Here is a 1,068-nt window from a genome sequence, read left to right on the forward strand (position 1 = left end):
GGGTCATGGGTAATCAGGTTAGGTTTTGAAACTCAGAGATCCCCTCATTTTTAGAGACTCAAATAATTCCAAGTGTGCGGGTATATAAGCGGTGTTGCTTCAGGTAGTAGATAAATTTATCCATCAACAAGACCGCATTGGCTTCTTTCATTTTAGGTAGCAACTGGTAATAGATGACCCCTTGCCGAAAGAACGAATAGGTTCGGCTCTTGCTGGTATTGACCTTGATCGTTCTCTCTAGACCGACACTGTCTCCAGCCTTACCCAGCAGCGTCAGCAAGACGATGGCCAGGGCACTGAATAAAAACAGTCGGTCGCGCCGGACCGGATTACTGATGTGCACATCTCCCATACCCATGCCGAATTTGTAATCTTTGATATCACGAAAACTGGTCTCGATACCCCAGCGCTGGCCGTATAGTTGCAACGCCTTGGCGGCGCTCAGGTCGGTCCGGTTACTGGCCAGAAACCACGCGTCTTTCATGCCACTCTTATGACAACAATAGACCCGTTCGACAGGCTGTCGCTGCCCAGTTAGCTCCACCGCTTTGAGGGTTCGGGTGCGCCCGGTCGGCGTTAGCCAGTCCCGAGCTGGAACCTGCTCTACACCAGGGTAACCAACCAAAACATTTCCTTTAAATCTAATGAGATAAGCAAAGCCTAGCTCTTGCTCCAGGCGTTCGAACAGCTCCATGTAACCAAAGCCGCGGTCAGCGACTACCGTCACGAAGATACCCTCTGGCAACGTCTGCTTGAGCTTGGTGAGCAGCTCTTTCTCATGGGCATTGCGTTGCCCTTTGAGCAACGATTTCCGATGGGTTTTCCACAGCAGCGGAGTACTGCGACCGTGGTTGGTTTGCAGGCTGATAACCAAGGTACTGTGATCATCGGCATCGAATTCGGTCCAGTCCATGGAGACTACGATCTCGGTACGTTCACCGACCACATAGGGCACCCAATCGTCAAAGAGGCTCCAGACATTGAGCTTGGTGTTAGTGAGCAGGCGATCCACCTGTTTAACCGCATGTTTACGTTCGAGACCGTTGGCCAAGGGAAGGTGCGAACAAG

At 51.5% G+C, this 1,068-nt stretch carries 1 protein-coding gene; it reads right to left on the reverse strand.

The window, feature by feature from the left end; genetic code table 11:
• Positions 1-58: 58 nt before the first annotated feature.
• A partial coding sequence (locus BN1127_RS20160) for an IS4-like element ISAs18 family transposase (RefSeq protein ID WP_042650633.1) occupies positions 59-1,068 on the reverse strand: 1,010 nt, incomplete at its 5' end.

The organism is Aeromonas media (assembly GCF_000819985.1).
In the GTDB taxonomy this organism is placed as follows: domain Bacteria; phylum Pseudomonadota; class Gammaproteobacteria; order Enterobacterales; family Aeromonadaceae; genus Aeromonas; species Aeromonas media.